This is a genomic window from Parabacteroides vesiculifaciens (assembly GCF_049860805.1).
Classification (GTDB): domain Bacteria; phylum Bacteroidota; class Bacteroidia; order Bacteroidales; family Tannerellaceae; genus Parabacteroides.
The window spans coordinates 3,645,783-3,671,854 of sequence record NZ_CP187555.1; the positions used below are offsets into that span (position 1 = coordinate 3,645,783).

Consider the following 26,072-nt stretch of genomic DNA (forward strand, 5'->3'; position numbering starts at 1 on the left):
GAGATACAATGCTTCATTTATATCCATCGCTTCTCTTACTATAGAATAAACAGTATCTTTGCAGAAATGGAAACAACAGAGACAATGCACACATTACCGGCCGCCCCCTTCAAAGGCATGGGGAAACTGATCCATATCGCAGCCTGGGCGATCCTCTTCGGGCTGCCGTTCTTCTTCACCGGACGCGAGTCGCAGACGGTGACAGTTCTGAGCTACGTTCGCTCCGTGATCGTCCCGCTGTCGTTCATGTTTGTATTCTATGTCAACTATTTCGCCCTGATCGATCATTTCCTGTTCTCGAAGCATCCCTGGAAATACATCCTTTGCAATGTCGTGTTGATCGCCGTTGCGATGGAAGCCGTCCACCTGATGTTCGAACTGCTCCCGCATCCCGAATGGAAGCATCCGAAGCCGGAAAAGGAATGGCAGGAGACCGTCGGCTTCTTTATGGTGAACGCCATGCTGTATATGCTGGTGGCAGGGCTGAGCGTCGCCATCAAGATGACCGGAAGCTGGTACGAGATGGAATCGTCGCGCCGGGAGTTGGAAAAAAGCCGCGCCGAAGCGGAATTGCAGAACCTGAAGAGCCAGTTGAACCCGCATTTCCTCTTCAACACGCTGAATAACATCTACAGCCTGATCGCTTTCAGCCCGGAGAGGGCACAGGAGGCCGTGCACGACCTGAGCCGTCTGCTGCGCTACGTGCTTTATGACAGCAGCCAGCCGATGGTCCCGTTGGAAAAGGAGCTCGACTTCATCCGCAACTATGTGGAGCTGATGCGCATCCGCCTGCCGGAACATGTGAAGCTGACGACCGACATATCGGCTGCTACGCCCGATACCCAGGTGGCGCCCCTGCTCTTCATCTCCCTCATCGAGAATGCTTTCAAGCATGGGGTGAGCCATAACAAACCCTCTTTCATCGACCTGAAGATCCACCAGGAGGGGATGCGGATCGTCTGCTCCATCCGCAACAGCCATTTTCCGAAAGACATCGGACAGGACAAGAGCGGCTCCGGCATCGGGCTGCAGAACCTCAGCCGGCGGTTGAAATTGCTCTACCCCGCACATCATATTTTCACGTACGGGCAGGAAGGGGATGAATATGTTTGCCTGTTAGAGTTGCAGACATAAGGATTTGTTGTATTTTTGTCTGATACATTAATACAACCTGTTATGACGTTAACGTGTGCGATCATTGATGATGAACCACTGGCCATCAGCCTGCTGGAAAGTTATGTGGGCAAGACCTCGTTCCTCCGCCTCACGGCGAAGTTCAACAGCGCCCTCGAGGCATTGCCCGTGTTGAGCGCCCAACCGGTGGACCTGCTCTTCCTCGATATACAGATGCCGGAGTTGAGCGGCATGGAATTTTCGCGAATATTAGAGGCGGATACCCGTATCATCTTTACGACGGCTTTCGAACAGTATGCGCTCGACAGCTACAAGGTGAACGCGCTCGACTATCTCCTGAAACCGATCGCTTACCCGGATTTCCTAAAGGCGGCCAACAAGGCGTTGCAATGGCATGAACACATGCAAGCGACGACGACGACGACGGAGATCGAATCGATCTTCATCAAGACCGAATATAAGTTAGTGCAGGTCGAACTGCGCAAGATTCTCTACATCGAAGGGCTGAAAGATTATGTCAAGATATTTATCGAGGACGAACCGCACCCCATCCTTTCGCTGATGAGCATGAAGTCGCTGGAGGAGATGCTGCCGGCGAGCCGCTTTATCCGCGTGCACCGTTCCTTCATCGTACAACCTGAAAAGATCAAGGTGATCGAACGCAACCGGATCGTGTTCGGAAAAGAATACATCCCGATCTCCGACAATTACAAACAGAAATTTATCGAGTTCCTCACTCAGCGGTCGCTATTGACGTGAGAGGTGAGAGTTGAAAGGTGAAAGTTATGAATACAAACGCGAAGCCAAACTTTCACCTTTCACCTTTCAACTGCTTTAGAACAGTTGCAGCAACAACTGTTCTAAAAGCCTTGTCATTTGACTCATCGGGCAGGAGTAGTTATTGGAGAAAACGGCTACCGCATACGTCTTTCCGTCTTTCGTAATATAGCCGGCATAGCTTCTGACGCCCGTAATGCCTCCGCTTTTCAGGCGGGCTTTCCCTTGCAACTTCGAAGCTTTCAGGAAATTGCGCACAGACCCTTCCACCCCGGCCTGCGGCAGAGAGGCGATGAAGGCATCCGAAACGGCAGACTCCGTTGCCATATAGACAAGCAGCTCTCCCATAAAGCCGGCCGACACCTTATCCGCCGGAGCCAACCCGCTACCGTCGTTCATCCGGAGCGGGAATACATTCAGCCCTTTCTTCTCCCAATATTCTTTCACCACCCGCACACCGCGGCCGAACGAAGAGACCACCTCGTTCCTACGCGGTTTGTATTGCAGCCCGACCGTTTTGAGCAGGGCGTCCGCATAGAGGTTATGGCTGACATGGTTGCACACGCTTGCGATCTCCCTGAGGGTGGGCGAATAGGTCGTGACAATCTCCTGCCTTTCCCCTTTCTTCCACCGGTTCTCTTCCGCCTCGATACGGTAGCAGGAAGGAGCGCCATCCACCCGGATTCCTTTCTGCTGAAGCAGAGTCGTCAGAAAGCGTGCCAAATACAAGGCGGGATCGGGAATATCCCCTTTCAGCACATACGCCTCGCGGTTTGCCGGCAGGACTCCGTACAGATACCGCACGTCATCGAGCGGAGCGCCGATAATATAGGCGCTGTCCGAAGAGACCGGGGCAGCTTTCAGGTAGTTCTTAAACCGGATAAAGGGGATATCCGGCTCCGTCCCCTTCAGGGCCGGCCGTGTCCCGGCAGCCCCCGTTTGCAACGATAACTTATACATGTTGTCGAAGACGGAAAGACCGTAACTTCCGGGAGCATAGTAGTTCCCCATATCTTCGCGGAGCCATTTGATGGACGCCCCTTCGGTGTCGAAGATGCTTTCGTCGGATATGACAGAACCTGTTATATGCCTGATGCCGGCCTTCTGCAAGGCAGCTATCCAGGTGACCAGGAACTTGTTCTGCTCCGGCGCAAAATGCGAAGAGCCTAAGGAGGGATCGCCGCTACCTTTAATATAGAGGTTCCCCTGCAACGTCCCGTCTTTCAATGTCCCGTCATATTCCAGCGTGGTCGGATAACGGTAATCTTCTCCCAATATCTCGAGGGCTGTCGCCGTGGCAACCGTTTTCAATACCGAAGCGGGTGACTGCAACCGGTCCGTATCGTAACTGTAGACCGTTTTGCCCTCCTGCACATCTCTCACTATCAGGGAAAAAGAAGCTCCCCGCATATAAGGGGACTGCAATAACCGTTTAACGGGGACGGGAGTCTGCGCATCGGCGACCCAATGGATGCAAATCAGCAGACAAAGCGGTAATATTTTGTTTCGTATCATCCTTTCTATTCGACTTTATTCTATCTTTGCCACAAAGGCGAAGATAACGGCACCTCGGCATAAAAAATGAACTTGTTCATGTTATTCTGCTCTCGGTTTGCATTATCTTTGCCCACAAAGATAAGAATTTAATATGAACCCATTATTTGATAAACCATTCACATTCGACAGGGTGGCACGTATTCTGTTCGGCTTGGCTGTTATCAGCGGCATCATCTATCTGATCGCTGTCCTGCGCAATGCTTTGTTGCCTTTCCTGATTGCCTGGCTGCTGGCTTATATGATGCAACCCTTCGTCAAGTTTTTTCAGTATAAGATGAAGTTGAAAAGCCGCCTGTTAGCGATCCTGGCAGTTCTTGTTTCGACTCTCCTGGTGTTATCACTGGCCGGTGTCGTCATCGTCCCCTCCGTTACCCAGGAGGTAAACAAGACTTTGGAGCTGATGCAGGAGCATAACAGGGGCTACGGACATATCCCGATGATCCCCCAATCGTGGGCGGAATACCTGGAAAAGAATATCGACCCGGACCAACTGGCACAACTCTTGAGCAAAGAAAATATAGAGAAGGCGGTTAAACAGATCGCGCCTAAATTGTGGGTCGTACTGACCAATACCTTCTCTATCCTCTTCAGCATCACGATCGTGTTTGTGATCTTTCTCTATTTTATCTTCATCCTGCTGGACTACGAACGGATTGCAAACGGTTGGATCCACCTGATCCCCGAACGTTACCGCCCCTTTGTTCAAGGGCTGGCAGATGATGTGGAATACAGCATGAACCGGTATTTCCGCGGGCAGTCGCTGATTGCTCTTTGCGTCGGTGTCCTGTTAGCCATCGGGTTTAAAATTGTCGGTTTCCCGCTGGCTGTTATCCTGGGGCTATTCATCGGTGTCCTCAATCTCATTCCTTATATGCAAGCGATCGGCATTATTCCGATGATTCTGCTGAGTCTCCTTAAATCTGCAGAGACGGGAGAAAACTTCTGGATAGTCTTCGGATTGGGTATTCTTGTCCTTGGCGTCGTACAATGTATACAAGACCTATATCTCACCCCCCGTATTATGGGGAAAGCTATGGGCCTGAATCCTGCCATCATCCTTCTTTCTTTATCAATATGGGGCACTTTATTAGGCTTTATCGGTTTAATCATCGCTCTTCCCTTAACGACCCTCTTTCTCTCTTATTATAAACGTTTTATACTCATGGAAGAAGATCAATCTCTCGTAGAGAAGCACGAGTTATCAAAGTCTCAAAAGAAAAAAATAGCCTCCCAAGAGTAAAAAAAGTCGCATCAACTATTGCATATATAAAAAAAAGCCTTACCTTTGCACCCGCATTACAGAAGTAACGCACCGGATGATTCGCTAGCTCAGCAGGTAGAGCACATCCCTTTTAAGGATGGGGTCCTGGGTTCGAACCCCAGGCGGATCACTGAAAACAAAAGAAAAATCAAGCAAATCCCTGATAATCAAGCATTATCGGGGATTTCTTTTTTCTAGCAGGTGGCAGAAAATAGCCGTTTCAAGCATATTATCGGTGGATAAATCGTGGGACTAAAATTAAACAGAAAAAAGTCCCACGAATTTGCACCTTTATCGCTGATTCATAGTATTTTGCGTAGCACTACTTTGGAAGAGAATACATAGTTTTGTAACTCTAAAAACGATGTAAAAATGGCTAGAAAATCATTTTCTGTTTTGTTCTTCATCAAGAAAGGCAAATTATTAAAGAATGGAGAAGCACCCGTGTGCATGAGAATCACCGTAAACGGCTGTATGGTAGATATTTCTATCAAAAGAAGCTGCCCCGTAAACCTATGGAATCAGGCAAAAGAAAATTCAAAAGGTAAAGACCGCATGTCGGTGGAACTGAACCACTACTTAGAAATCACACGTTCACGCATACACCAAATTTATAGGGAACTGGAAACTTCCGACAAGGTTATCAATGTCGATCTGGTGAGAAAGTTGTTTTATGGTGTGGATGATGATAACAAAACCTTATTGCAGGTATTCAGGGAGCATAACGAACAAAGCCGTAAGTTGATAGGCAAAGATTTCGTTAGTAAGACCGTCCAACGGTATGAAACCACTACCCGATATTTGGAAGAATTCATTAAGAAGGAATACCAATTATCAGATATTGCCTTGAATAACTTAGAAGCGAATTTCATTTCTAAGTTTGATGCTTTCTTGAAGATTGAAAAGGGTTGTGCGCAGAACTCCGCTATCACCCGATTAAAGAATTTGAAGAAGATTATCCGCATCGCCTTAGAAAACGACTGGATTAAGAAAGATCCATTCGCTTACTATCGCTTTAAATTGGAAGAAACCGATCCTGAATTCCTGACGATGGATGAAATCAAAATCATTCTCGTCAAAGAGTTTACTATTAAGCGAGTAGAGCAAGTACGGGATATTTTTGTCTTTTGCATTTTTACAGGTTTGGCTTTCAGCGATGTGAAAAATTTATCTCCTGAACATTTAGTACGAGATAACAAAGGGGAGCTTTGGATAAGGAAGAACCGCCAAAAGACAAAAATCATGTGTAATATTCCTGTGCTACCTGTGGCAGCTTCTATTCTTGAAAAGTATAAGGATGTGGCAGAATGTACCGGAAAACTCCTGCCTGTATTGTGTAATCAACGCATGAATAGCTATTGTGCGCCCGTAAAGGTTGCGTAATGAATGTCTCTTTAGCAAGAGACTAGACTAGATTCTAAGTCTACTCCCAACCGACTTATCCGGCGGGGAAACCCAATGGGGAGTATCGCATGTCGGTTGCAGCATGGCCGCCCTAATTGCCAAGAGCGAGTGCATCGCTGGGGAGAAAGACAGACACGAGGATGAAACCTATACTGGTTGAACGATAGTTCAGTGAGGCATGTTGGACTTGTGACGAAAGGCAGTTGTATTGTCACACCGTGGCTCTCTCATTTGTCAGGTAGCCTTTGAGAGCATAGAACATAGCTACGGCACAACCGCAATAAGCGGAGAAAAGAACGAAAGTCGCATCCGACAGTCTGTCGCGCTAATAGTCATTACGAAACTAAACGGGGATTTCCTAAATCGGGATGCCTATGGAAACAAGGGCTATGTATAAAGATACTGAATACCCGATATGGAAACGGAGCTTCCGTAGTAGTCCGAGCAAGGTAACGCCTTGCACATGGCGAAGGGAAGCAGTTGTCAACTTAATACAAACTAAGGAAAACGTGTGAGACGTATGAGAGATCCACAGCAAGTATTAAACGCTTTATGCGAACATAGCAAAGATTCGGATTACCGATACGAAAGACTCTACCGGATTCTGTTTAATGAGCAGATGTTCTTCATTGCCTATCAGCGTAAATATGCCAATCAAGGTAATATGACGCCCGGCAGCGATGGTAGAACCATCGACCGAATGAGCATTGACCGTATACAGAAAATAGTGGCAAGTCTGAGGGATGAATCTTATAAGCCCCACCCGACACGTCGAGTGTATATTCCTAAAAAGAATGGGAAGAATCGCCCGCTGGGCATTCCATCTTTTGAGGATAAACTTGTGCAAGAGGTAGTGCATATGATTCTGGAAGCCATTTACGAGGGACACTTTGAAGATACCTCGCATGGATTCCGCCCCAATAGAAGTTGCCACACGGCATTAAGAGACATAAAGGTGACATTCAAAGGAACACGATGGTTTATCGAAGGTGACATCAAAGGCTTCTTTGACAATATTGATCATAACATTATGATTGATATCCTCAGAGAGCGCATCTCCGATGAACGGTTCCTGCGATTAATCCGCAAATTCTTAAATGCAGGCTATATGGAGAAATGGACATACAACAACACCTACTCTGGAACACCACAAGGTGGTATCATTAGCCCTATTTTGGCTAACATCTACCTTGACAAGTTCGACAAGTATATAAAGGAGTATGCCGATAACTTCAATAGAGGCAGAGGACGTAGACTAACCCAAGAGTATCAGCGTAACCGGAATCAAAGGAATGTATTACGATGGAAACTAGAAGCAGAAACGGATGAAAACCGCAAGGTTGAACTGAAATCAAAAATTGCCGAAATGCGCAAGAAGATGCTGGATATTCCAGCAACAAGGGACATAGACGATGCGTTCAGAAGATTGAAGTATGTGAGGTATGCCGATGACTTTCTTATAGGAGTGATTGGCAGCAAAGAGGAATGCGAGAAAATCAAGGCTGATATTACGACGTTCATGAGTGATAAACTCAAATTGGAGATGTCGCAGGAAAAGACCTTGATTACGAACGCACAGGAACCTGCAAAATTCCTTGGGTACGAAATCAATGCACGCCGTTCTATGGACCACACACGCACACGGAGTGGACTACAACGACGCCCGTGGCTGGGAACAATTGTGTTGAAAGTCTCTTACGAAACTGTACTTAAGCGTCTTCAATACTATGATGCTGTGCTTATCACACAAGTAAACAGAAAAGAGACACTTAAGCCTTCGTCTCGTAAGTATATGGTAAATAGACAAGACGCAGATATCCTGGCGCAATACAATCTTGAATTGCGGGGATTCTACAACTACTATTCCATTGCGGACAATATCGGCTATTGGGGGTGGAAGTTCAATTACTTCATGAAGTATAGTATGCTCAAAACTCTCGGTCGCAAGCACAAAAGAACCGTCGGACAAATACTTGAAAAGTACAAAGACGGAACGGATGTGATTATCCCTTATAAGGATAGCAAAGGCAATGCGAAACAAAGAGTATGGTATAACGGCGGATTCAGATGCAAACGCTTCACCGACATCTATGAGGATAACCATTACGACAACATACCGAACACCATGTATCTTCCTGCCCCCACACTTGTGGAAAGGCTCAAAGAGAGAAAGTGTGAATTATGCGGTGCAATAGGAGACCTTGTGATGCATCACATACGCAACATCAATCAGCTTAAAGCTGACACCAAGTGGAATGTTGTGATGATTAAACGCCATCGTAAAACTCTCGCAGTCTGTCATGATTGCGATGCATTAATCCATAAAAGCTATGATAAGTAAAGTGATGTTGACAATGGAGAGCCGTATACATGGAGACATGTACGTACGGTTCGGGGGCAGGTTAGCGGAAACTTACCACCGAAAGGTGGAAAAGCGCTGCGGGCCTAGCCTACTGAAAGAAATTGCTGATGTGTGCGGAATTCAGAAAAATTTGAGCACACATACAGCCCGCCACAGCTATGCCACAAGCATTTGCCTAGCAAATGGTGTAAGCATGGAGAACGTAGCTAAGATGTTAGGTCATGCCGATACCAGCGTAACAAAACACTATGCACGGGTACTGGATCAGAATATTTTAAAGGATATGCAGAAGGTTAATAGTTGTCTGTCAGAACTAACTATATAGAAATTATGAAGTATATACTAGTGTTGTAATGTCCTCTTTATTACACTAGTATATATCATTGAGTATTTTTCAACAAATTTAAAAAGAGATTTTTTTTATCTTTAAGTTTCAAATCATCAATACAGTTATGATCGTTTTTAATTAGATTTTGAATAGTCAAGTTTTCTAATAGATCATAATATATTATCAGTTCTTTAGCTTTATCAAATAAAAAGCTATTATAAAACAGCAATAATAATTCGTCTATTGACATTTGTGCTTGAATAAACTGGGCATACTGCTTAAATTGATTATGAATGTTCTCCTTTTCTGCTTCTGATGCTTTACCTTTCCAAATTCCAAGTTTTTCATCTTCACTCATTTTGATAAATTTTAAAATCCGATATAAGTGTCTGAAATAATATCCAATATTCTCATAATTATTAAAGAAAAAAGCATAACCTAAAGCTATTTTTTTCTCGATAGACATGCTTTGATACTCACTATGTAGTTTTTGCGAGATTTTGTATTTATCATTTATATAAGATATTCTAAAAGGTTTTCTTGCATTTCTAATGAGTATATCTTGTTCTTTTTCTATTTCGCTAGGAATATTACATCCTCTTATTATTTTCACCTCCAAATCCATTTCAGCTTCATATGCTTCTTCGATATTATAATCTTTATAATATTCTTTAGAATCCAACGAGTAGAAAATAAGCTGCAATTGTTCTTTTGCTAGTTTAAAAAATTCCAGCCCTCTACTTTCAACATCAATAGGCTTATTCTTTACTGTAGCCCATTCTTTGTTCCCTTTCATAATCTTAATATCATTATTATGCTGAGGATATTCTTCATACACAAAGAGTCCTAATTTCGTAAATTTACCAGACACTCTTTCAAGTATATCTCTTTGAGTTTGCAGCAAATTAAAAAATGTAGACTTAAACTGTTCATCTATTGATATTTCTTTCTGTTTTTTATTAAACTCTATTTGTTCCCATAGTGTGTAAAAAAGTAATAAAACGCTAAGGAGTCCTATTATTGGAGCTGTAGTTCCTCCAATAGTATCACCAATTTGACCAGTTTGCATAAAATCAATATTACTCCACTTTTGAGTAAATAAAAGGGGAGCAGATAAAGCAAACAGAATGCCTATAATTATTAGAAACCATATATACCTTTTCATAATTCAATTGTTTGATGTACAAATATAATCCTTTTCCACAAAGAACATTCAATGATTTCAAACAATATTGATTCAAAATATAATTTATCTCTAAATCTAATATGAAGCATTGACAAAGGTAAGTTCTGCATTTAGCCTGTTCAAGTCCAAGCCTTCGGTTTAGATAAAAATCTTCCTCTCATTGCATTTCGAGCGTATTTTTATCTAAAGACTTGCACAGACTAAATACTTCACTGGAAAAGTCAATGATTCAAATTAAATTCCGAAAAACAATATTTTCGGGGCTGGCATGAGGAAGGCGTCTTTCACTTGAATCTAGTTTAAACAAGTTTTTCATACAGTTTGAACCAATCCAGCCCATAGTTGCCAAAGCCTAAATCTACGGTATCAATGTATTCAAAACCGCATTTCTCATAGAGGGAGATTGCTGGAAGATTATTTTCATACACATCTAAACGAATAGATTTTATGCCTGATTGTTGAGCCAATTCAAACGAATAGTCCATCAAAGCACGACCAATACCCATTTTCAAGAATGAGGGATGCACCACAAAAGTGCGTATCACAAAAATATGGTTGTAATCAGCATCTATTTTCCACCTTACACTATTATAGGCTTCATCGGGATGATGGTCTAAGATAATAGAGCCAGCTATCTTTCCGTCATACCTGACAACAAAAAGAGTATTATTTTCTATGCCAACAACCGCATCTTCACGAATAGGATAAATGCCTTTTATCCATCCAGGATAATTGGTGGTTGCTGATAGATAATCATTCAGATCATCATATAACTTTTCTAATTCGTCAATGTCGGCAGTCGTACCGGATTCTATTACAAACTTCATAATTTCAACTGTTTGGGATGCAAAGGTATAATTTCCACTATAATAAAAGAGGTTTCCTTTTAAGATAGTGGAAATCATACTCTTTCAGATAGTTATTCTTTCCAGCTTTCAAAGTAGTGCTTTTGGAGCAGCTTATCAATATCACTTTGGCGATAGATGATTTTACCTTTTATCTGGATAAAGGGGATTAGCCCTGTATCTCTCCACTCTTGCAGGGTTCGCAGACTAACATTCAGTTTTTGGGAAACTTCATGGTTGGAAAGAAAGCATTCCCCATTCAGGTGGGGCTTATAGTGCTTGACGATTGATTCAATACCATTTAGCATTGAATCGAGCGAAGAAATAAATTCTTTGACTTGTGGGGTATCTTTATTTATTAGTTCCATGATTGAAAGATTGATTTATTGAAATATTGATTTCAAGATTGCTAGATAGCCGGTCAGTTGCGCAGATAGTCACCCAGCGATGAAATGCTAAGTACATCTTTTCCCGGATCATAATCTATATAGAGCCGTTTGGATGCAGTGGTAATAAAATACTGGCTACCATCTTGCTGTATCTCATAAGTAGCGGGTGAAGCCTGTTTAGTGGTTTCCGATACATAGATAATAGAGAGAAGATAATCTTTGTCGTTCCGATAGATGATAACCGTAGGATTCAGATTAATGCTTTCCCATGTGCCAACAATGGAGAACAGGTTGAAAGACGGATAATCTTCTTTAGTTCTTTTCATAAGGCATGATTTGTTTGGGTGATTGATTTTGTGTTTCACTGTCCGCAATAATTCTTTCAATATCGGAAGACTTATAATAAATCTTGCTCCCAATTTGGGAATAAGCCAGTCGCCCACTACTTCGGTAATATTGCAGCGTTCGTTTACTAAAGCCTAACAACAGGCATACTTCCTGACTATCCAGCCAGTTTTCTACTTTTTGGGTATGAGTGCTGCATAAACTTTCTATCCGTTTGGCAAACTCTGTGAACCGTTCGCAGACATACGAGAATGTTCTTTTTTCGATGGTTACTACTTCCATACATTCAATTTTTAATGGTTTATAAAACGTGTTGATTCTATTTCACCAGCAAATGAAAGAAGAATCAAGAGCCGTTTTCCAAACTGTCTGGAAGTGGTAGGATAAAGCTACTAATGTCTAACTACCTAAATATATATATAAGAATCTGGGGTAGTTAAAATAGCAAACTCACTATCAGAATCACTTAATAAAACAGATAAAAGGACGCAGAAAACTAGTTATGAACTTACATCATAGTCTATAGCCTGTTTTTATTTGCTTCATTATTGTAATGCGGAGATTAAGCATTATATTTACCGCAATATGTTCAGCAGACACATAGGTGTGAAATGAGAGAAAGTGAAATTCTATATCCGTCACTATCGCTTTCCCAATATATTAAATATTATTGGGTGCTAAAGACCGATGAAATAGAACCGGTAAGGATTCAAACTATTCCATCTGGCTGTGTACATCTTGTTTTTCATCGAGGTGATAATTTGAATATCCAATCAAAGGGCTTACAGCCAAAGAATTTTATTCGAGGGCAATTTTCTGTTTATGGGAGTTTAGCTTCTAAGGGTAATATTGATATGATTGCTATTATATTTCATCCCTTGGGCTTAACCCCTTTTATACAATGCCCTATGAGTGACTTATATAACCGTTACATAGACATTGAAGATTTAGAGGATATAGAATTAAACCATCTTAAAAATGCCATTTCCAATGAAAGAAACGTTCAGACTTGTATTGAGTTTATCGAACTTTTTCTCATGAAGCGGCTGATTGATATAGATTACAATCACAAAAGGGTACAGAATTCTATCAGCCAAATAATCAATCAACCGCAAATAGAGGTGAATACTCTTGCTGAAAGTGCTTGTTTAGGATATAGGCAGTTTAAAAGAATATTTACCAACCATGTAGGGATGAGCCCTAAAGAATATTACAGAGTAGTCCGTTTTCAGCGAGTTCTGTATCTATTACAGAATAATCCGGAAATAGAGATTGCAGATCTGACTTATTCCTGTGGCTTTTATGATCCCTCGCACTTGGTAAAGGACTTTAAGGAGTTTTCAGGTTGTTCGCCAACTCAATATTTATCTTCCCATTCTCCTTATTCTACATTCTTCTCCGAAGACTGTAGGCTTAATGTTATCACATCCAATCGTTTTGCATAGCTTCGATTTGTATAAAGTCAGTTTTTTACAAGTGAACGATAGGCAAAAGCCTTATTTTTGCAGAAGAATTTAAAACTGAAACATGATGCAAAGAACTAATTTTAGCTATATAACCGATGGAATTGCAAAGGTTATTGAAACGGAAGAGAGGTTGTTAAACGACTTGTCTGAAGAAGTGATAACACAAAGAAGAAACAGGCAGAATCGTACCATCAAGCAGATACTCGGTCATTTGATTGATTCGGCATCTAACAATCACCAACGAATGGTGCGCCTGCAATACAGCAAAGACCTGCTTTTTTTCCCTGATTATCGTCAGGATAATGACCTGTGGATAGCTCTGCAAGATTATCAAAATGCAGATTGGGCTAACTTAATCCAATTATGGAAGTTTTATAATTTACATATCATTCACGTTATTACATCCGTAGATGTAACGAAATTAGATAATTACTGGTGTGATTTTGAAGGAACTAAGGTTACACTAAAAGAAATGATAGAGGGTTATTTAGATCATTTACACCTGCATATGAAAGAAATTCATGAACTAGCTGAAAGCACTATTCAATAAACTATGCAGTTATTTGCGATAAGTATAACATATTGGAGTATAATTCATAGAATATTTTATCGAACTCGTGAAAAAGAGTTGCCCATCAAATTTGTTTTCAGAAAAACATTAAAATATATCGCTATTTAAATAGAAATCGCTATTTTAGCACACTGAACCAATACACTCTATATGTAGATACGCGGATATTCTATCCATACAAACTTTTAGTTGTAGCAGAAAACCTTTCTGTTACTTGTTTGCGTATCATTTCCTAACATTTTAGCAATATTATTTTTAGCCCGAAAAAGGTGCGTAAATTTCTATGTTTGTAACGGATAGTTGTATTTCTTATCCTATTATGGGATTTTTATAATAACAAATATTCAAAATACAAATGAGAATCATCAACAAAAAACCAGTTCTATTTGAAAAGTCCAATCATAATATTTGGACTGATCCTTATATTCAGCAGCAAATATTAAAAAAACATCTCGACTTTCAGTCTGACGAAGCTAGTCGAAGACAAGAATCTATTTTAAAGATAGTGAATTTTGTTCTTAAACATTCAAAACCTAAAAGTCATTTACTTGATTTGGGATGTGGACCGGGATTATATACATCACTTTTTGCAGATGCAAATTATATTGTAACAGGTATTGACTTTAATAAGTCTTCAATAGAGTATGCTAAAAGAAAACGGAATGGAATAAAATACATTCTGAATGACTACATTAATGATTACCCCAATGGCAAGTACGATACTATAACAATGATCTATTGTGATATGGGAACTCATTCCGATAGTGACCGTGATCGATTACTGGATAATATATATTACTCTCTTACTAATGGCGGAACTTTTATTTTTGATGTTTTCTCGGAAAGGATAATTAGTGACAGACGGGAAAATAAAAATTGGGAATATGCACCTTACGGTGGTTTCTGGGATGAAAATGAATATCTGCTTTTGAGCCAAACATTCCATTATCCTAAGAACAAAGTATTTGCATATCAACATAACTTGGTACTCGAAGGAACAATCAAACATTTTATTATTTGGGAAAGATATTATTCAGAGAAAGAAATAACAGACCTATTAGAAAAGGTTGGATTTCGCAAAATAACAATTTATAGAGATTTACTCGGTAAGAACAATTTCACATCAAGCAGTGAAATTTTCATAGTTGCAGAAAAGTGAAATGTATGATTATATGTAACCTAGCCATTTAAAGTATAAGTGAAACGTTTCTTAGAAACAAAGTTATTCAAACTACTCTCTTGCTCTGTTAATGGCAATGAGATTGACCGTATAGAATTATCAATGGCTTATGATGATTTTGTACGGCAACTCCTTTTGTTTTGTCAGGAAGAACAGAATATTATATTATTATGCTTTGCTATAAATTACACAGTAACAGAGGTAAAAGAATTGAATATGCGTCTAGAGGTTGAGGATGATAAATCTTCGCTTGAAATCCGGTTGTTAATAATTAAGGTATTAAGTATATTGGATTCTACTTTTAAGGTGATACAATTCCGCTTGGATAACCCTGATTTATTTCCGATAAACACAGAAAATAGTTTTGATCCTGATGTGTATTTAGCTAATGATGTTGATATGATTGACATAATGGAATTGATATGCGGTTTATTTTATTCACACTCCGTAAAAAACAAGATTGGAAATCCTGTGAATTTTTCAGAGTTGGCACGAGTATTTAAGAAAGGAATGAACTTTAAATTTGCAGACATATACAAGAAAAGGGATGATGTTTTTAAGCGTAAAGCCACAAAACTGACAGAGTTTCTAAATGAATTAATAATCGCTATCAAGATAGAAAGTAAAAATAGAGGGTATTTGTAAATCAGTATCTTATCAATAATTTATAGGGGAATAGATGATCTACTCCCCTAATTTATTTGCACCCGTTTGCTGAACTTTGCTTTATCAATCGATTGGAAATCTTAATGTTTAACTTAAAAATGAAGCAAAATGTATATTGACAATGAAGACTTTGAAAAATGGATGGCAAAGTTATCCAAGAAACTGACTGAAATAGGGCAAGACCTAAAATCTCTTATAAACACCGATAAGGTACTGGATGACAATGAAAAGATACTTGACAATCAGGATTTAGCCTTTCTATTGAAAGTATCTTTCCGAACGCTTCAACGTTACAGAGTAAGCGGACAACTACCCTACTTTACCATCGGAAAGAAGACCTACTATCGAGCGAATGATATTCGGGCTTTTGTTCGTGAACGTGCCGACTCTCAAACCTACAAACAGTTTGAAAAAGCTAATCAATTAGAGAATCAGCCGTGAAAGCAAAAGGTAGCAGAGGAAAGAAGCCTATGTTTGGACTATTCCTCTATGTTATCCCCCCAATTTAGCAGAAACAGCTACGCCTTCCGGCTTCGCTCATTTCGCTAAATTGAGCAAGAGGGAACTGGACAAGTCCTGTTCTTCCCTCTTGCTCTGCGAGGCAAAGCCTTCGGCTTTAGCGTGTTACAAGAACACGCCGTAATGACACCTGTAATAAGCATTTTCTTTGTAATGCTTATTATCAGGAATTTATCTATTCATATTTCTATAAAAAAGTAATTACCATGCCAAACAGCAGTCGAAAAACGATATTCACTACCATTTCCATAGACAAGGAAACAGCAGCTTTGGTAGAGAAGGGATATATAGACAAGGCACATATCAACCCATCCGAAACCCCTGAATCTGTAAAATCGGAACTGGCGAAAATAAATAAGAGGCAGGACGATATAATCCGCTTCATTCGTCATTACGAGGAAGAACAACTGAATCCCATGATACGGGCTACAAATTCTATTGCTTTACGCTTCAATACTATCGGCAAAACTTTAGAAACCTTTATTCTCTCACAACTGGAAGCCAGCCAAGAAAGACAAACATCCGTACTTAAAAAACTAAGTGAACAATTCGGCAAACATGCCGATGTGATAAACAACCAATCCAAACAGATCAATGCACTCTACCAGATACATCAACGGGATTATAAAAAGTTACTTCTCCTGATACAACTCTATTCGGAACTATCCGCTTGTGGTGTGATGGACAGCAAACGGAAAGAGCACTTGAAAACTGAAATCAGCAACCTGATAAACACATAGAGTTATGTACATAGACTTTGCCCCACCATCAAAGGGGACATATAATAATACTGGGAGCAGCCGACAATTAGCTAATTATTTAGAGCATGAAGATTTGGAACGGATGAAAAAGGGAATCTACACCGAAGGCTTTTTCAATCTAACAGATGATAATATCTATAAGTCAAAGGTGATAAAGGATATAGATACAAATATCGGGCAACTTCTGAAAACGGATGCTAAATTTTATGCTATCCATGTCAGCCCATCGAAAAAGGAACTTCAAGCGATGGGTAATACAGAACAGGAACAAGCCGAAGCAATGAAACGCTATATTCGTGAAGTGTTTACTCTCGAATATGCTAAAAACTTTAATAAAGAGCTGTCCTCTTCGGATATAAAGTTTTACGGGAAGATTCATTTTGGCCGTAGCCGTTCAGATAACAAACTGAATATGCACTGTCATTTGATAGTGAGCCGGAAAGACCAAGCCAATAAAAAGAAACTTTCACCGTTAACTAACCACAAAAATACCACGAACGGAGTAATCAAAGGTGGCTTTGAGCGAGTAAACCTATTCCGACGAGTTGAACAAGGATTTGATAAACTGTTTGGTTACAATCGAGAACTAACAGAATCATTCGATTATCACAACACAATGAAGAATGACTCTATATCCAAGCAGTTCACACAACAAAAAGAGATTCAATCCACTGAAAGAGAAACAGAAGTTAGCCAAGGTCGCAATATAGACAACTTGCTTTCTATAAATCTTGAAAACAACGAAGCAGGAAAGCCGAATGTTAATGCAGACACCGATATTATCGTCAATCAAGAAAATAAAACATATATCAATCCGTCTTTCTATCAGAGAAATAATCTAACGTCAAATTCATTCATTTCATTTATCCCATTAGAAACAACCTTCTTAAGCAATGCCAAAGAAGAAATATCAAAACTAAAGAAATCTAAGAAAAAAAGGCGTAGGTTGTAACTTCTTCTTTATGTGGGTACACTAATACAGTATAGGAAATTTAATAATTTCTTTATTCATACTCTCTACAAGGAGAATATTCAAAACTTCATCTACAACATGAAATCAAACGATTGATATTTTTGCATAGTCGGGATAATTTAATAAATTTGCATTTTATGTCAATCATGATGAAAACAAAAACAATAAATAGATTAAAAGTTGTACTTGTAGAAAGGCAAGTAACAAATAAATGGCTTTCTGAGAAAATGAACCTCAGTACTACTACCATATCACGATGGTGTACTAACAAAACACAACCTTCTTTAGAGAATTTAGTAGAGGTTGCGGGGATTCTAAAAGTTGATGTGAAAGATTTGATTATTTCAACAAAATGAAAAAGTCCAGAAATAGAAAGCTTAAAGCAATTGATTTTTTTTGCTCAGCTGGTGGAGTAACTTGTGGATTTAAACAAGCTGGAATAAATATTTTAGGGGGAATTGATATAGATCCTAATTGTCAAGTTACATATGAAAAAAATAATAAAGCAAAATATTTATGTGCAGATGTTTCAAATCTTGAGATAAAATCGCTGACGAAAATATTCAATATTAAAAGAAATCAGTCCAACTTAATCTTTGTAGGCTGTAGCCCTTGCCAGTATTATTCAAACATGAATACAGACAAGACAAAATCTAGTGAAACCAGATTACTATTGGATGATTTTAAACTATTTGTAGAATACTACAAACCAGGTTATATCTTCATAGAAAATGTACCCGGACTAAAAAGAAACGCAGAAAGCCCATTGGGTAAATTTAAACAATTTCTCATAGATAATAATTACGTTTTTGATGATGGAGTTGTAAATGCTAAATACTTTGGCGTACCTCAAAACAGAAGAAGATATATTCTAATAGCAACTCGTATCAAACAAAATATTCATCTTCCTAAAGAAGATAAAAAAAACATCAAGACAGTGAGAGATGCTATTGGAAATTTAGCAAAATACTATCCAATCCCTTTTGGGCATAGAGATAAAACTTCATTTATCCACACGTCCGCAAACCTGGCTGAGATAAATAGAAAAAGATTAGAACAAGTACCAGTCGATGGTGGAAGTCGTGCTGCCTGGTCAGAAGAATTACAATTAGATTGCTATAAAAAACATGAAGGGCATACTGACATTTATGGCAGAATGCATTGGGACAAACCTTCTCCAACTATAACAACTCGATTCTGTAGTATTTCTAATGGAAGATACGGGCATCCAGAACAATTAAGAGCTATATCTTTGAGAGAAGGTGCTACTTTACAGAGTTTCCCAGAAACATATACTTTTCATTCAGAAAGCCAAGGTGTAATAGCTAAGATGATAGGAAATGCAGTTCCACCTCTTTTAGCTAAAGCAATTGGCGAAACAATAAATGCGTCTTATAATGGCTAAATTTAAAACAAGTGCAAGAACATTAGACCTTTTAGGAAGACAGCAAATAGCTGGGATTCCTACTGCAATTAATGAACTTTTTAAAAATGCGCATGATGCATATGCAGATTATGCAGAAATTGACTATTTCCGGAGCAATAGAATATTTATTCTTCGCGATAATGGTTTAGGCATGACTAAAGAAGATTTTGAAACACGTTGGCTGACGTTGGGTACTGATAGCAAATTAGTTAATTCTTCAATGACTCCACCACCGCATGATAGCAATAAACCCAAACGTGAAATAACAGGAGAGAAAGGAATAGGAAGATTAGCTATTGCATCTATTGGGCGTCAGGTTCTCGTTTTATCAAGAGCAAAATGTGGAGATAGATTAAGTAAGACTCTTGTTGCATTCATTAACTGGGGAGTATTTGAATTACCGGGATTAAATCTTGATGATATTATTATACCTTTAAAAGAAATTGAAGGAGGAGAATTACCTAATCAACGTTTAATTCAGGAACTTAAAAATGAATTAATCTTTTCTATTGAAAAGTTGATTAAAGATAATCGCATAGATAAAGAGAAAGGATTTTCATTAAAACAAGAAATAGAAGGATTTAATGCAATTCCTGAAACAATAGAAAAAACTTTACCAAATCCATTTCTAAGTTTACTAAATAATGGTTATGGAACACATTTCTATATTTCTCCTGTTGATGAAATGTTAGATAATGATATAGATGGAGAACCGAATAGCACTGATGCAACCAAAATTGAAAAGATGTTAGTCGGCTTCACCAACACAATGACCCCCAATCACCCAAAGCCTCTAATCGATTTAGCTTTTAGAGATTATAAAAGCGATGATGGAACCTATAAAGACATTATAAATAAAGACTATTTTTTCACTCCTGAAGATTTCCTCACAGCAGATCACCACATAGAAGGAAAATTTGATGAATTTGGACAATTTGAAGGGTCAATAACTATATATAGAGAAAAGGAATTTCAAAATCACATCATAAATTGGAATGGAAATCATTTTAGAAAAGCTACTTGTGGTCCTTTTAGTATAGATTTTGCTTATGTGCAAGGAGCTCAAAGACAATCTATAATAAATCAAGAAGATTATGATCGAATTACTGCTAAATGTGATAAATATGGAGGTATTTACATATATAAAGATAACATTCGAATATTACCATACGGAGATTCAGACTATGACTTTATTGATATAGAAAAAAATAGAACAAAGAGTGCATCATTTTATTTCTTTTCTTACCGTAGAATGTTTGGAGCCATAAATATAAGTAAAAAAGAGAATTCAGAATTAAAAGAAAAAGCAGGGAGAGAAGGGTTTATTGAGAATAAAGCTTATCGCCAAATGAGAGAGATTTTAAAGAATTTCTTTGTGCAATTGGCAGCTGATTTTTTCAGAGAGTCGGGAGGCCCTAAAAGTATATTTTGGCAAGAAAAAAGAGAAGAGCAACTTAAAGTTTACAAAGCTCTTGATAAAAGAGAAAAACAGGCGAAAATTAAGAAAGAACTATTCCAAAAAAGGCTTAACACTTTTTTTCAGACTTTATCTGCTGGAACAATAAAGCTAAATGTACAAAACATCTTAAAAGAAGCAGAGGCTGAGTTTAGTAGTATTGTATATATTAAGGATATAGAAAAGGCAAGCCAAAAGTTATTAGATATTGAAACTGCAACTAGAAATAATTTGGACGAATATAAAAAAACAATAAAAATATCTCAACCAAGAGGTTTTTCATTGTCTAAACGTTCGATGGAGGATTACAACTATTATATAATAGAATTCGAAAAAGTTAATAAAGATATCTTCATTCACGCTTTACAACAATTAGACAATATTATTGAGCAATATTCTTCAAGGCTACATATAGAAATAAGTAAAAGAAAAAGGCTAGAGCTTGCTGTGGATCAAGTTTCTGCTGATGCTAAAAAAATAGCGTCAAAAAAAGGAAATGAAGCTAATGATGCAGCTAACAGTGTAAAACAAAGAGTCAAAGAGTTAGCCAATCAATTAATGATTGGACTTGAGGATAAAATCCGAATAATAAAAGATGAATTCAAGCAACTTCAAATTAACAATTCTGAAGATTTTGATCTTGTTATAGAGAGAAAAAGAATGGAGGATGAAATACTTGCAGAAAAAGAAAAAGCTACAAACATTTTAGATATTGTTTTAAAACAATTAGATAGCATCTACTGGGAGGAAGATAAACAAGGAAACATTGTCACCAATGATGATATAACACAAGCCCTTCAAGAGAAAGTGCTTGACTTAGAGGATAAAATAACAAGTGATGTTGAGCTAAGTCAATTAGGATTGGCTATTGGAATTATCCATCATGAATTTAGTAGTACTGTTCATTCTATAAGAAATAGCATAAAAGATCTAAAAGCATGGGCTGATGTTAATGAAAAAATGGAAGGAGTATATATTAACATAAGAACTAATTTTGAACATTTAGATAGCTATCTTAATATGTTTACTCCACTGAATAGAAGGTTACAAAGAATCAAAGAAGATATACCTGCAAATGACATAAGAATTTATATTGCAGATTTATTTTATCCAAGATTTGAAAGACATTGTATCAGCCTAAAACAGACAAAAGGTTTCTCTAAAAGATCTATATATGGTTTTAGATCAACTTTCTACCCTGTATTTGTGAACATAATAGATAATGCTATTCATTGGGTTAAGCAGATTGATGTTGATGAAGAGAAATTCATAAAACTGCATGCAGATGATACAGGCTTCTATATTTCAAATAATGGCCCAGAAATACCAATTACTGATTATGACCGAATATTCTCTTATGGATTTACCCGAAAACCCAAAGGCCGAGGTATGGGATTACACATATCCAGAGAAGCATTAAAAGGCTCAGGATATAGACTATTTGTAACAACTCCGCTAGAAGGATGTAATGTAACCTTTAAAATTGAAAAGACTGATGATACAGAAAAATAATAGTTATTATAATGAGTCATTAAACGTTGCAAAAGAGTTTATTCAATCTATAACTATGGTTGATGACAAGGCTATTTTTTCTAATGGTGCTCCTGTTAATACTGGCTTTTTTGATGCAGGAAAAATGGCAAAAAGTTTTGCAAGTCTGGGAGTAATGTGTTCTATTTTCAAATTCACAGAAGAAGCAGATATAAGCCGAATAGCTTCAATATCTCAGAAAAGTGATATCACAGTTCTTGATTGGAGAATGCTTTTATCTAATGGAAATGACACTGAAGAAGATGATGATTTAGAAGAAGACACTAAAGACTCTAAAGGTTTTTACACATTAGAAATATTAAAAAACGTAATAGCATGTAAGTACAATAAGTTTAAGTTATTCATTATATATACTGAAGAGATTGATTTTAATAGAATAATTGATGAGATAGAAAAAAATCTACAGTCGATAGGATTAGAGGTAATAAAAGAAAGAAAATCTTTCTCTATAATGTGCAATAGTAATAAAATTACAATTTTCGGTAAAGAATCCCTTAAAAGCGCAGTCAAACACACCCAGGAAATAGGAGTACGTTCTTTTACTTATGATGAGCTTCCAGATGCAATATATGATGAGTTTGTAAACTTTACCCATGGAGTTGTTTCAAATATTCTACTTAAATCAATAACAGCAATTAGGGCAAATACTTTTTTTCTATTAAATACTTTTAAAAGAGAGATTGATGCAGCATTTATTGCCCACAAAGGACTACTGCCAAATCCAGACGATGCACATGATCATATCATGGAATTAATTGGTTCTGAGATCAAATCAATAGTAGGAAGCGCTCTAAAAGAGACAATTACCAATTCACAAATAGAAAGCTTTATAGAATCTCTTGATGCTAAAGAGTTAGTATTTGATACAATTAGAGAAGGTTTAAATAATACAGCTAATATCCCTGAAAATTTTACTATAGATGAATTTAAAGATTTGCTCAATTGTGGAATAATTACCAAGTTTAATTATGAAAATGAACCTGTAAAGTCTAAAATTGAACTTTCCAAAAAAGTCATTAAGTTATTACCTCAGATTATTATAAAAGGATACAATCCACAATTAAGCAGTTCCAATGTCCTAAGTCAGGCAAAGAAAAGTAATATTTTATTTGCAAAATTGACAACATTAAAGAATAGATATCTGAATTCAAATAAACCAATTCTAACACTAGGATTAATATTAAAGGGTACCACTATTTCTGGAAAAGATGAATACTGGATATGTATTCAGCCTAAATGTGATAGTGTGAGATTAGTTGAAAGTGAGAATATGTATCAGGGACGTTCGTTTATGTTTCTTAGTCTAACAAAAACATCAAGTAATGGAGATATTATGTTAGAATCAAATCTTGGTTTTAGGATTGAGTATAGTGTTATAAAATCAAGACAGTTTATGTTTAGACCAACAAAAAAGGGAATGGTTGTTGTTAAAGGGAATAGTTCTAAGGAGTGGTTTTTTCTCGATTCTTTTGGGCGTCGATTTGAATATGTAGCAGAATTAAAAAATGATTTTGCACAAGGAATAGCAAATATTTTTGCATCTCAAATGTCTCGGGTTGCGACAAATCATTCAGAATGGTTAAGACTTAATGTTTCTAAATAAAATACTGATAATTTATATACTTTATTTGTGGATATATATTCAAAAAACAAAAGATCTAATATCATGTCGAGAATTTCCGGAAATAATACTAAGCCGGAAATTCTCGTACGTAAATATTTATTCTCTCACGGATTTAGATACAGAAAAAACAAAAAAGAATTACCAGGAAAACCTGATATTGTATTATCTAAATACCATGTAATCATATTTATAAATGGTTGTTTTTGGCATGGGCATACGTGTAGAGCAGGAAGACTACCAGAAACCAATCATGCGTTCTGGGAAAATAAAATACACAAAAACATCTTGCGTGACAAAAAAAATATCCAAGAATTAGAAACAAGAGGATGGAAGGTTATCGTAATATGGGAGTGTGAATTAAAAAATACAACATTGCAAAATAATAGATTAACTTTGCTTATCTCTGAAATTAAATCAAATTTAGCTTGATGACTGCTACAGATAAAATTCATAAATATAACAAAACTGAAGAGTCTATTTTTACGTTATTATCTCTGACCACGCAAATAACTCAATCATACGATTCTATTTTTGATAATGAAGATATTCTTAACTCTGACTTTGAAAACTTTAAAGGTAATTATCATGAATTAATCGATGATACAATATACGACGCCTTAGCCTCACAAATAATATTGAAAACTATATCATATTTAGATGAATGGAATAATTATTTTGGTGTACAAACTGAACTTAAAGATAAAGATAGGATTCTTTATGTTAAAAAGATAGCAAAACCTGCATATTCTCTTTTAAAAGAATGGAAAGATTTGAATGATTATAGAAATCACGCTTTAGCTCATAATCATAGAGATAGAGAAAAACAAAATATTTATTTAAATAACAAGAAATATGACATACCTGGTTCTAATGGAGAATTAATGTTACTTTGTTACTGCGTAAATAAGATATCTCAGGTCGTGGCGGCATTCTTTCTAGATGAAGTAATAGCTATTATATCTATTATAAGTGATATAATGGTAAAGAATAAAATTGAGAAATCTGAAAGTATCACTTTTAAATCAAAATATATTGAAAAGATTAGAAATATGGATGATACTATTGCTGATGAATTAATGCGAAAATCAGTCTATGAATCTTTTATTTATGGAATAATAAATAAGAAAACATAGTATAGCTTTCTCAATATTTTAAAGAATATCAATTTTTTCTTTTAATAATAGATAAAAATACTATCTTTTTTTGTGGTAACTCTACAAATAATTATCTTTGTCCAGATATTCTCCATGAGCAAACTACCGCAAAAGCACGTAACAAATTAGTGGGATAAATCATGGGATATGCTTGAAGCTAAAAATATAAAGTTTTAAATATCAGCGTGGTAACTCTACAAGGAGAATCCCAGGCGGATCACTGAAAACAAAAGAAAAATCAAGTAAATCCCTGATAATCAAGCATTATCTGGGATTTCTTTTTTCTCCCAAATAGCAAAAAGGGGTACTCGATTAACGGCAAACAGACCCAATTCAATACCAAGTTAGAAGTCCTTGAAGCTAACTGGAAATCCGGCAGAGCCATAGGTGAATCAATGGAATTACTTTCAAAGGAATATTTCTTTCTTGTGCAAGAACACGCAACATTCCATTTACATAATAATCCGTATATGGGCAACGATTGGAATAATAAACCACTATTCCCTGTTTGTCAGGGCATTCTCCACTTTTGACGCAATCATTAAAATTTGGGACCGCACTATTCTCATGAAAACTCATCACCAACAATGAAAATCCATTTGGAAGTTTTTCTATTTCCTTAAAGCCATGTTGCAATAACCATTTCGTATCACTCATGAAATGGTTCTTTTTTGTACCTACAACAGTAACCAATCCATTTTTCTGTTGCTTTTTTGCATCTCCAATCACAGATTGAAGCAAATTATATCCATGCCCTTGACCTTTATACTGCCCTGAAACCCAAAAACAATTAACCATTAAATAATTGGGAGCAGTAACCGGAAGCCACGCATATTCAGCAGGAACATATTCTATAAAAACCTTGGCTCGTACATCAAGCCGTCTGAAAACATAGCCATTAGCAAATTCCTTCGTTAGCCATTCTTTTTTTAACTCATAGCCTGCCAAGCATTATTTGTCAGAGAATGCGCAGCAGATATGCTCTTTGTCTATATTCTCTTCTGTTAGAGTTATGTATTTAGATAAATTATTTTCCATGATTTCGTCTATTTTATCGGTATGTAGATTTTTGTGATATTCTCTTTTTTATTTTCTTTTAAATAATTGATATATTCCTCAAAAGAAATGGAAATATTC

23 protein-coding genes, 1 tRNA gene and 3 pseudogenes are annotated in these 26,072 nt (G+C 37.4%); 20 read left to right on the top strand and 7 right to left on the bottom strand.

Going from position 1 to position 26,072, the window contains the following annotated elements; genetic code table 11:
• Positions 1-66 precede the first annotated feature (66 nt).
• Positions 67-1,134: a sensor histidine kinase gene (locus tag ACPYIV_RS14655; RefSeq protein WP_425883709.1), complete on the top strand. Its 1,068-nt coding sequence runs from the start codon at positions 67-69 to the stop codon at positions 1,132-1,134.
• A 42-nt stretch (positions 1,135-1,176) separates the two neighbouring features.
• Complete coding sequence (locus ACPYIV_RS14660) at positions 1,177-1,893, top strand: LytR/AlgR family response regulator transcription factor (RefSeq protein ID WP_425883711.1); 717 nt, start codon at positions 1,177-1,179, stop codon at positions 1,891-1,893.
• Between the two features lie 75 nt (positions 1,894-1,968).
• Here the strand turns inward: ACPYIV_RS14660 and dacB are convergent, their stop codons facing one another.
• Complete coding sequence (gene dacB / locus ACPYIV_RS14665) at positions 1,969-3,426, bottom strand: D-alanyl-D-alanine carboxypeptidase/D-alanyl-D-alanine endopeptidase (RefSeq protein WP_425883713.1); 1,458 nt, start codon at positions 3,424-3,426, stop codon at positions 1,969-1,971.
• 133 nt (positions 3,427-3,559) lie between these two features.
• On the opposite strand from dacB, the gene ACPYIV_RS14670 reads away from it, so the two are divergent.
• The 5 genes and pseudogenes from ACPYIV_RS14670 to ACPYIV_RS14690 all read left to right on the top strand — a co-directional run.
• Positions 3,560-4,708 (top strand): AI-2E family transporter, encoded by a 1,149-nt coding sequence (locus ACPYIV_RS14670; RefSeq protein ID WP_425883715.1) that lies wholly within the window; start codon positions 3,560-3,562, stop codon positions 4,706-4,708.
• 78 nt (positions 4,709-4,786) lie between these two features.
• Positions 4,787-4,859: transfer RNA gene (locus ACPYIV_RS14675), tRNA-Lys, on the top strand.
• Positions 4,860-5,101: 242 nt separating this feature from the next.
• Positions 5,102-6,088, top strand: a pseudogene (locus ACPYIV_RS14680) (phage integrase SAM-like domain-containing protein); the annotation flags it as partial.
• A gap of 565 nt (positions 6,089-6,653) precedes the next feature.
• On the top strand, positions 6,654-8,474 hold the full coding sequence (locus tag ACPYIV_RS14685) for a reverse transcriptase domain-containing protein (protein ID WP_425886488.1): 1,821 nt from the start codon (positions 6,654-6,656) through the stop codon (positions 8,472-8,474).
• A gap of 106 nt (positions 8,475-8,580) precedes the next feature.
• Positions 8,581-8,820 (top strand): annotated as a pseudogene (locus tag ACPYIV_RS14690) (tyrosine-type recombinase/integrase); the annotation flags it as partial.
• Positions 8,821-8,875: 55 nt separating this feature from the next.
• Here the strand turns inward: ACPYIV_RS14690 and ACPYIV_RS14695 are convergent.
• The 5 genes from ACPYIV_RS14695 to ACPYIV_RS14715 form a co-directional block, all read right to left on the bottom strand.
• Positions 8,876-9,988, bottom strand: coding sequence for a putative phage abortive infection protein (locus ACPYIV_RS14695; protein ID WP_425883717.1), 1,113 nt, complete (start codon positions 9,986-9,988; stop codon positions 8,876-8,878).
• Positions 9,989-10,308: 320 nt separating this feature from the next.
• Positions 10,309-10,836: a GNAT family N-acetyltransferase gene (locus tag ACPYIV_RS14700; protein WP_425883719.1), complete on the bottom strand. Its 528-nt coding sequence runs from the start codon at positions 10,834-10,836 to the stop codon at positions 10,309-10,311.
• A 92-nt stretch (positions 10,837-10,928) separates the two neighbouring features.
• Complete coding sequence (locus ACPYIV_RS14705) at positions 10,929-11,222, bottom strand: helix-turn-helix domain-containing protein (RefSeq protein ID WP_425883721.1); 294 nt, start codon at positions 11,220-11,222, stop codon at positions 10,929-10,931.
• Between the two features lie 53 nt (positions 11,223-11,275).
• Positions 11,276-11,569, bottom strand: a complete 294-nt coding sequence (locus ACPYIV_RS14710; RefSeq protein ID WP_425883723.1) for a DUF3876 domain-containing protein — start codon at positions 11,567-11,569, stop codon at positions 11,276-11,278.
• Positions 11,556-11,870: a helix-turn-helix domain-containing protein gene (locus tag ACPYIV_RS14715; RefSeq protein ID WP_036610024.1), complete on the bottom strand. Its 315-nt coding sequence runs from the start codon at positions 11,868-11,870 to the stop codon at positions 11,556-11,558. The genes ACPYIV_RS14710 and ACPYIV_RS14715 overlap by 14 nt, the downstream gene beginning before the upstream one ends.
• A 329-nt stretch (positions 11,871-12,199) precedes the next feature.
• Between ACPYIV_RS14715 and ACPYIV_RS14720 the strand changes: the two genes are divergently transcribed.
• From ACPYIV_RS14720 to ACPYIV_RS14780, 13 genes are all read left to right on the top strand, one after another.
• The gene (locus ACPYIV_RS14720; protein ID WP_425883726.1) at positions 12,200-13,033 is read left to right on the top strand and encodes an AraC family transcriptional regulator; all 834 of its coding nucleotides are present in this window, start codon (positions 12,200-12,202) and stop codon (positions 13,031-13,033) included.
• 85 nt (positions 13,034-13,118) lie between these two features.
• Positions 13,119-13,604, top strand: a complete 486-nt coding sequence (locus ACPYIV_RS14725) for a DinB family protein (RefSeq protein WP_425886527.1) — start codon at positions 13,119-13,121, stop codon at positions 13,602-13,604.
• Positions 13,605-13,980: 376 nt separating this feature from the next.
• Entirely contained in the window at positions 13,981-14,784 is an 804-nt protein-coding gene (locus ACPYIV_RS14730) for a class I SAM-dependent methyltransferase (RefSeq protein WP_425883728.1), read from the top strand.
• Between the two features lie 39 nt (positions 14,785-14,823).
• Positions 14,824-15,450 (top strand): hypothetical protein, encoded by a 627-nt coding sequence (locus tag ACPYIV_RS14735; RefSeq protein WP_425883730.1) that lies wholly within the window; start codon positions 14,824-14,826, stop codon positions 15,448-15,450.
• 129 nt (positions 15,451-15,579) lie between these two features.
• A complete protein-coding gene (locus ACPYIV_RS14740; protein WP_425883732.1) occupies positions 15,580-15,912 on the top strand; it encodes a helix-turn-helix domain-containing protein in 333 nt (110 codons plus the stop codon).
• Between the two features lie 284 nt (positions 15,913-16,196).
• Complete coding sequence (locus ACPYIV_RS14745; protein ID WP_425883734.1) at positions 16,197-16,730, top strand: BfmA/BtgA family mobilization protein; 534 nt, start codon at positions 16,197-16,199, stop codon at positions 16,728-16,730.
• Positions 16,731-16,734: 4 nt separating this feature from the next.
• A complete protein-coding gene (locus ACPYIV_RS14750) occupies positions 16,735-17,703 on the top strand; it encodes a DUF5712 family protein (RefSeq protein ID WP_425883736.1) in 969 nt (322 codons plus the stop codon).
• Positions 17,704-17,870: 167 nt separating this feature from the next.
• Positions 17,871-18,080: a helix-turn-helix transcriptional regulator gene (locus tag ACPYIV_RS14755; protein WP_425886528.1), complete on the top strand. Its 210-nt coding sequence runs from the start codon at positions 17,871-17,873 to the stop codon at positions 18,078-18,080.
• Positions 18,077-19,129 carry a DNA cytosine methyltransferase gene (locus ACPYIV_RS14760; RefSeq protein ID WP_425883738.1) on the top strand — a complete coding sequence of 351 codons (1,053 nt, stop codon included), beginning with the start codon at positions 18,077-18,079 and terminating at the stop codon, positions 19,127-19,129. The genes ACPYIV_RS14755 and ACPYIV_RS14760 overlap by 4 nt, the downstream gene beginning before the upstream one ends.
• Positions 19,122-22,118: an ATP-binding protein gene (locus ACPYIV_RS14765; protein WP_425883740.1), complete on the top strand. Its 2,997-nt coding sequence runs from the start codon at positions 19,122-19,124 to the stop codon at positions 22,116-22,118. Before ACPYIV_RS14760 ends, ACPYIV_RS14765 begins: the two co-directional genes overlap by 8 nt.
• The gene (locus ACPYIV_RS14770) at positions 22,102-23,760 is read left to right on the top strand and encodes a response regulator receiver domain (RefSeq protein WP_425883742.1); all 1,659 of its coding nucleotides are present in this window, start codon (positions 22,102-22,104) and stop codon (positions 23,758-23,760) included. The genes ACPYIV_RS14765 and ACPYIV_RS14770 overlap by 17 nt, the downstream gene beginning before the upstream one ends.
• Positions 23,761-23,823: 63 nt before the next feature.
• Positions 23,824-24,210, top strand: coding sequence for a very short patch repair endonuclease (locus tag ACPYIV_RS14775; protein ID WP_425883744.1), 387 nt, complete (start codon positions 23,824-23,826; stop codon positions 24,208-24,210).
• Complete coding sequence (locus tag ACPYIV_RS14780; RefSeq protein WP_425883746.1) at positions 24,210-24,914, top strand: hypothetical protein; 705 nt, start codon at positions 24,210-24,212, stop codon at positions 24,912-24,914. Before ACPYIV_RS14775 ends, ACPYIV_RS14780 begins: the two co-directional genes overlap by 1 nt.
• A 414-nt stretch (positions 24,915-25,328) precedes the next feature.
• Here the strand turns inward: ACPYIV_RS14780 and ACPYIV_RS14785 are convergent.
• Positions 25,329-25,973 (bottom strand): annotated as a pseudogene (locus ACPYIV_RS14785) (GNAT family N-acetyltransferase); the annotation flags it as partial.
• Positions 25,974-26,072: the final 99 nt, after the last annotated feature.

Coding starts and splice junctions, on each gene's coding strand:
- ACPYIV_RS14655 (WP_425883709.1), top strand. CDS start 67: ATGGAAACAACAGAGACAATGCACACATTACCGGCCGCCCCCTTCAAA.
- ACPYIV_RS14660 (WP_425883711.1), top strand. CDS start 1,177: ATGACGTTAACGTGTGCGATCATTGATGATGAACCACTGGCCATCAGC.
- dacB (WP_425883713.1), bottom strand. CDS start 3,426: ATGATACGAAACAAAATATTACCGCTTTGTCTGCTGATTTGCATCCAT.
- ACPYIV_RS14670 (WP_425883715.1), top strand. CDS start 3,560: ATGAACCCATTATTTGATAAACCATTCACATTCGACAGGGTGGCACGT.
- ACPYIV_RS14685 (WP_425886488.1), top strand. CDS start 6,654: ATGAGAGATCCACAGCAAGTATTAAACGCTTTATGCGAACATAGCAAA.
- ACPYIV_RS14695 (WP_425883717.1), bottom strand. CDS start 9,988: ATGAAAAGGTATATATGGTTTCTAATAATTATAGGCATTCTGTTTGCT.
- ACPYIV_RS14700 (WP_425883719.1), bottom strand. CDS start 10,836: ATGAAGTTTGTAATAGAATCCGGTACGACTGCCGACATTGACGAATTA.
- ACPYIV_RS14705 (WP_425883721.1), bottom strand. CDS start 11,222: ATGGAACTAATAAATAAAGATACCCCACAAGTCAAAGAATTTATTTCT.
- ACPYIV_RS14710 (WP_425883723.1), bottom strand. CDS start 11,569: ATGAAAAGAACTAAAGAAGATTATCCGTCTTTCAACCTGTTCTCCATT.
- ACPYIV_RS14715 (WP_036610024.1), bottom strand. CDS start 11,870: ATGGAAGTAGTAACCATCGAAAAAAGAACATTCTCGTATGTCTGCGAA.
- ACPYIV_RS14720 (WP_425883726.1), top strand. CDS start 12,200: ATGAGAGAAAGTGAAATTCTATATCCGTCACTATCGCTTTCCCAATAT.
- ACPYIV_RS14725 (WP_425886527.1), top strand. CDS start 13,119: ATGCAAAGAACTAATTTTAGCTATATAACCGATGGAATTGCAAAGGTT.
- ACPYIV_RS14730 (WP_425883728.1), top strand. CDS start 13,981: ATGAGAATCATCAACAAAAAACCAGTTCTATTTGAAAAGTCCAATCAT.
- ACPYIV_RS14740 (WP_425883732.1), top strand. CDS start 15,580: ATGTATATTGACAATGAAGACTTTGAAAAATGGATGGCAAAGTTATCC.
- ACPYIV_RS14745 (WP_425883734.1), top strand. CDS start 16,197: ATGCCAAACAGCAGTCGAAAAACGATATTCACTACCATTTCCATAGAC.
- ACPYIV_RS14750 (WP_425883736.1), top strand. CDS start 16,735: ATGTACATAGACTTTGCCCCACCATCAAAGGGGACATATAATAATACT.
- ACPYIV_RS14755 (WP_425886528.1), top strand. CDS start 17,871: ATGATGAAAACAAAAACAATAAATAGATTAAAAGTTGTACTTGTAGAA.
- ACPYIV_RS14760 (WP_425883738.1), top strand. CDS start 18,077: ATGAAAAAGTCCAGAAATAGAAAGCTTAAAGCAATTGATTTTTTTTGC.
- ACPYIV_RS14765 (WP_425883740.1), top strand. CDS start 19,122: ATGGCTAAATTTAAAACAAGTGCAAGAACATTAGACCTTTTAGGAAGA.
- ACPYIV_RS14770 (WP_425883742.1), top strand. CDS start 22,102: ATGATACAGAAAAATAATAGTTATTATAATGAGTCATTAAACGTTGCA.
- ACPYIV_RS14775 (WP_425883744.1), top strand. CDS start 23,824: ATGTCGAGAATTTCCGGAAATAATACTAAGCCGGAAATTCTCGTACGT.
- ACPYIV_RS14780 (WP_425883746.1), top strand. CDS start 24,210: ATGACTGCTACAGATAAAATTCATAAATATAACAAAACTGAAGAGTCT.